At 71.9% G+C, this 5,675-nt stretch carries 3 protein-coding genes; 1 reads left to right on the forward strand and 2 read right to left on the reverse strand.

The features are described 5' to 3' along the window. Positions 1–30 precede the first annotated feature (30 nt). Complete coding sequence (locus CCN33_RS26485; RefSeq protein ID WP_086695978.1) at positions 31–510, reverse strand: PaaI family thioesterase; 480 nt, start codon at positions 508–510, stop codon at positions 31–33. A gap of 57 nt (positions 511–567) precedes the next feature. Continuing rightward, entirely contained in the window at positions 568–2,868 is a 2,301-nt protein-coding gene (locus tag CCN33_RS26490; protein ID WP_086695979.1) for an FdhF/YdeP family oxidoreductase, read from the reverse strand. Positions 2,869–3,059: 191 nt separating this feature from the next. Here CCN33_RS26490 and polA point away from each other — a divergent pair. Next, the coding region (gene polA, locus CCN33_RS26495; protein ID WP_086695980.1) for a DNA polymerase I at positions 3,060–5,675 on the forward strand (2,616 nt) is incomplete at its 3' end.

Genomic DNA, 5,675 nt, shown 5'->3' on the forward strand with positions numbered 1-5,675 from the left:
GCGTGGGACGGGGCGGGGCAACGGGGAGCGTCAGTCCTTCGCCGGGTCCTCGCCCGCCGGGAGGTCGCGCAGGAGGCAGGTCAGACGGGCCGTGCAGACGCGGCGGTCCTGCTCGTCGGTGATGACGATCTCGTAGGTCGCCGTGGAGCGGCCCCGGTGGACCGGGGTGGCGACGCCGGTGACCAGGCCGGAGCGGACGCCCCGGTGGTGGGTGCAGTTCAGGTCGACACCGACGGCGACCTTGGAACTGCCGCCGTGCAGCATCGAGCCGACCGAGCCTAGGGTCTCGGCGAGCACCGCCGAGGCACCGCCGTGCAGCAGGCCGTACGGCTGGGTGTTGCCCTCCACCGGCATGGTGCCGACCACCCGCTCCGGCGCCGCCTCGATGATCTGCACGCCCATCCGCGTCCCCAGGTGACCGGCGGAGAACATCGCGGGCAGGTCCACACCGAGCGCCGCGTACTCGTCGATGATCTCCTGCGGGAATTTCACCTGCTGCTGCTCACCCATGCCCGGCTCCGTTCTCGTGCGCCTGTCCGGCGGCGACCCATATCACTGAGCGAACGCTCAGTCGGTCGCCGATTGTTCCAGACGGCCCTCCGGGCGCGCCTCCAGCCGGATCACCACCGACTTGCTGGCCGGGGTGTTGCTCGTGTCGGCGGTGGCGTCCAGCGGCACCAGCACATTGGTCTCCGGGTAGTACGAGGCGGCGCAGCCCCGCGCGGTCGGGTAGTGCACCACCCGGAAACCGGGCGCCCGCCGCTCCACCCCGTCGCTCCACTCGCCGACCAGGTCCACGTAACTCCCGTCGCTCACTCCGAGTTCGCGGGCGTCCTCGGGGTGGACCAGCACCACGCGGCGGCCGTCGGTGATGCCCCGGTAGCGGTCGTCCAGGCCGTAGATCGTGGTGTTGTACTGGTCGTGCGAGCGCAGGGTCTGGAGCAGCAGACGGCCCTCGGGCACGTCCGGGTGTTCCACCGGCGCGGCGGTGAAGTTGGCCTTGCCGGTGGCGGTGGGGAAGCGGCGCTCGTCACGCGGGGCGTGCGGCAGGGTGAAGCCGCCGGGGCGGGTGACGCGGGCGTTGAAGTCCTCGAAGCCGGGGACCACCCGCGCGATGCGGTCGCGGATCGCCGCGTAGTCCCGCTCGAACTCCGCCCACGGCACCGTGCTGTCCGGCAGTACCCGCCGCGCCAGCCTGGCCACGATGGCGGGCTCGGACAGCAGGTGGGGGCTCGCGGGCGCCAGCCGGCCGCGCGAGGCGTGCACCATGCCCATGGAGTCCTCGACGGTGACGAACTGCTCACCGCCGCCCTGGACGTCGCGCTCGGTGCGGCCCAGTGTCGGCAGGATCAGCGCGCGGGCGCCGGTGACCACGTGCGACCGGTTGAGCTTGGTCGACACGTGCACGGTCAGCCGGGCCCGCCGCATGGCCGCCTCGGTGACCTCGGTGTCGGGGGAGGCAGAGACGAAGTTGCCGCCCATGGCGAAGAACACCTTCGCCTCGCCGTCCCGCAGCGCGCGGATGGCCCGTACGACGTCGAAGCCGTGCTCGCGCGGCGGGGCGAAGCCGAACTCCCGCTCCAGCGCGTCCAGGAAGGCGGGCGCGGGGCGCTCGAAGATGCCCATCGTGCGGTCGCCCTGCACGTTGGAGTGCCCGCGCACCGGGCACACCCCGGCGCCGGGGCGGCCGATGTTGCCGCGCAGCAGGAGGAAGTTGACCACCTCACGGATGGTCGGCACCGAGTGCTTGTGCTGGGTGAGGCCCATGGCCCAGCAGACGATGGTCCGCTTCGAGGCCAGCACCATCTCCAGGGCCCGCTCGATCTCCGCGCGGGTGAGCCCGGTCGCGGCCAGCGTCTCGTCCCAGTCGGCCTTGGCCGCCGCGTCCGCGAACTCCTCGTAGCCGTGGGTGTGTTCGCGGACGAACTCCCCGTCGACCGCGCCCTCCGTCTCAAGGATCAGCTTGTTCAGCAGGCGGAAGAGGGCCTGGTCGCCGCCGATGCGGATCTGCAGGAACAGGTCGGTGAGCGCGGCGCCCTTCAGCATGCCCTGTGGGGTCTGCGGGTTCTTGAACCGCTCCAGGCCCGCCTCGGGCAGCGGATTGACGCTGATGATCCGCGCGCCGGCCGTCTTGGCCCTCTCCAGCGCGGAGAGCATGCGCGGATGGTTGGTGCCGGGGTTCTGCCCGGCCACGATGATCAGGTCGGCTCGGTACAGGTCCTCCAGCAGGACGCTGCCCTTGCCGATGCCGATCGTCTCCGAGAGCGCCGAACCGGACGACTCGTGGCACATGTTGGAGCAGTCGGGCAGGTTGTTGGTGCCCAGCTCACGGGCGAAGAGCTGGTACAGGAACGCCGCCTCGTTGCTGGTGCGTCCCGAGGTGTAGAAGACCGCCTCGTCCGGCGAGCCGAGGGCCGCGATCTCCTCCGCGACGATGTCGAAGGCACGCTCCCAGCTGACCGGCTCGTAGCGGTCGGCGCCCTCGGGCAGGTACATGGGGTGGGTGAGGCGGCCCTGCTGGCCCAGCCAGTAGCCGCTGCGCCCCGCGAGGTCGGCCACCGGGTGCGCGGCGAAGAACTCCGGGGTGACCCGGCGCAGCGTGGCCTCCTCGGCCACCGCCTTGGCGCCGTTCTCGCAGAACTCCGCCATGTGCCGGTGCTCCGGCTCGGGCCAGGCGCAGCCGGGGCAGTCGAAGCCGTCCTTCTGGTTCACCCGCAGCAGGGTGAGCGCGGTGCGCCGCACCCCCATCTGCTGCTGCGCGATCTTCAGGGAATGCCCCACCGCGGGCAGCCCCGCCGCCGCGTGCTTCGGCTCCCCTGTCCGCGGCGCGTCCTGCACCGGATCACCCTTGGGCGGCTTCGTCGCCATCGCCCGCTTCCCTTCGATCGTCCTTCTCGCATCCGGGGTCCCCCGGCCCCGCCGGACAAGCATGCCCCGCGGGCGTCCGCAGCGGGAGCCCTGTGGACAGCGGGTGGGGGAAGCCCTGTGGACAGTGCGCGATCTTCCGGTGCGACGCTTCGCGGACTCGGCTGTCAGTGCGGCGTGGCAGGATCGGGGGCGTGGCAGAGACAGCATCGAAGAAGACCGACACCCCTCCCGGCGGCCGACCCCGCCTGATGCTCATGGACGGGCACTCACTGGCGTACCGCGCGTTCTTCGCGCTGCCCGCGGAGAACTTCACCACCGCGACGGGCCAGCCGACGAACGCGATCTACGGCTTCGCCTCGATGCTGGCCAACACCCTGCGTGACGAGGCGCCCACGCACTTCGCGGTCGCCTTCGACGTGTCCCGCAAGACCTGGCGCTCCGAGCGGTTCACCGAGTACAAGGCGAACCGCTCCAAGACGCCGGACGAGTTCAAGGGCCAGGTCGAGCTGATCGGCGAGCTGCTGGACGCGATGCACGCGCCCCGCTTCGCCGTGGACGGCTTCGAGGCGGACGACGTGATCGCCACCCTCGCCACCCAGGCCGAGGCCGCGGGCTTCGACGTGCTGATCGTCACCGGCGACCGGGACTCCTTCCAGCTGGTCAGCGAGCACACCACGGTGCTCTACCCCACCAAGGGCGTCTCGGAGCTGACCCGCTTCACCCCGGAGAAGGTTTTCGAGAAGTACGGGTTGACGCCCGCCCAGTACCCCGACTTCGCCGCCCTGCGCGGCGACCCGTCCGACAACCTGCCCGGCATCCCCGGCGTCGGCGAGAAGACCGCCGCGAAGTGGATCAACCAGTTCGGCTCGTTCGCGGAGCTGGTCGAGCGCGTCGAGGAGGTCAAGGGCAAGGCCGGGCAGAACCTCCGCGACCACCTGGAGTCGGTCAGGCTGAACCGCGTCCTGACCGAGCTGGAGCGCGAGGTCGAGCTGCCGAGGACGGTCGCGGACCTCGCCCGTGAGCCGTACGACCGCAAGAATGTGGCGGCGTTCCTGGACACCCTGGAGATCCGCAACCCCTCGCTGCGCGAGCGGCTCTTCGCCGTCGACCCCGGCGCCGAGGAGGCCGAGGCCACCCCGGTCGTCGCGGACGGCATCGAGGTGGACGGCACGGTCCTGGGCACCGGCGAGCTGGCCGGCTGGCTGGCCGAGCACGCCGCCGGGCCGCTGGGCATGGCCACGGTCGACACCTGGGCGCTGGGCTCCGGCTCGGTGGCCGAGGTCGCCCTCGCCGCCGCCGGGGGAGCAGCCGCCTGGTTCGAGCCCGCCGAGCTGGACGAGGCCGACGAGCGGGCGTTCGCCGGCTGGCTGGCCGACGCCGCGCGCCCCAAGGTCCTGCACAACGCCAAGGGCGCCATGCGGGTGCTGGCCGAGCACGGCTGGCAGGTCGAGGGCGTGACCATGGACACCGCGCTCGCCGCCTACCTGGTCAAGCCCGGCCGGCGCTCCTTCGACCTGGACGCGCTCTCGCTGGAGTACCTGCACCGCGAGCTGGCCCCGGCCGCCGCGGCCGACGGTCAGCTCGCCTTCGGCGGGGACGACGGCGCCGAGGCCGAGGCCCTGATGATCAAGGCCCGCGCCATCCTCGACCTGGGCGAGGCGCTGGAGACCCGGCTCGCCGAGGTCGGCGCCGCCGACCTGCTGCGGGACATGGAGCTGCCCACCTCCGCCCTGCTCGCCCGCATGGAGCGGCACGGCATCGCGGCCGACCGCCCGCACCTGGAGAGCATGGAGCAGACCTTCGCGGGCGCCGTGCAGCAGGCCGTGAAGGAGGCGCACGCGGCGGCGGGGCACGAGTTCAACCTCGGCTCGCCCAAGCAGCTCCAGGAGGTCCTGTTCGGCGAGCTGGCGCTGCCGAGGACCAAGAAGACCAAGACCGGTTACACCACCGACGCCGACGCCCTGGCCTGGCTCGCCGCGCAGACCGACAACGAACTGCCGGTGATCATGCTCCGCCACCGGGAGCAGGCCAAGCTGCGCGTCACCGTCGAGGGCCTGATCAAGACCATCGCCGCCGACGGCCGTATCCACACCACCTTCAACCAGACGGTGGCGGCGACCGGCCGGCTGTCCTCCACGGACCCCAACCTGCAGAACATCCCGGTCCGCACCGACGAGGGCCGCGCGATCCGCCGGGGCTTCGTGGTCGGCGAGGGCTTCGAGTCCCTGATGACGGCCGACTACAGCCAGATCGAGCTGCGCGTCATGGCCCACCTCTCCGAGGACGCCGGCCTGATCCAGGCGTTCACCTCCGGCGAGGACCTGCACACCACGGTCGCCTCCCAGGTCTTCTCGGTCGGCCGGGACTCGGTCGACGCGGAGATGCGCCGCAAGATCAAGGCCATGTCGTACGGCCTCGCCTACGGCCTGTCCGCCTTCGGCCTCTCCCAGCAGCTCAACATCGACGCCGGCGAGGCCCGCGCGCTGATGGACACCTACTTCGAGCGGTTCGGCGGGGTGCGGGACTATCTGCGCCGCGCGGTCGACGAGGCACGGGCGACCGGCTACACGGCGACCCTCTTCGGCCGCCGCCGCTACCTGCCCGACCTCAACAGCGACAACCGCCAGCGCCGCGAGGCCGCCGAGCGGATGGCGCTGAACGCCCCGATCCAGGGCACCGCCGCCGACATCGTCAAGATCGCGATGCTCAACGTGGACCGGGCGCTGCGCGAGGCGCGGCTGAAGTCGCGGATGCTGCTCCAGGTCCACGACGAAATCGTGCTGGAGATCGCCCCCGGCGAGCGCGCG

The organism is Streptomyces recifensis (assembly GCF_002154615.1).
GTDB lineage: Bacteria > Actinomycetota > Actinomycetes > Streptomycetales > Streptomycetaceae > Streptomyces > Streptomyces griseoluteus.

What these genes read in the sequence shown, in the direction of transcription:
- CCN33_RS26490 (WP_086695979.1), bottom strand. Translation starts at nt 2,868, where the DNA reads ATGGCGACGAAGCCGCCCAAGGGTGATCCGGTGCAGGACGCGCCGCGG.
- CCN33_RS26485 (WP_086695978.1), bottom strand. Translation starts at nt 510, where the DNA reads ATGGGTGAGCAGCAGCAGGTGAAATTCCCGCAGGAGATCATCGACGAG.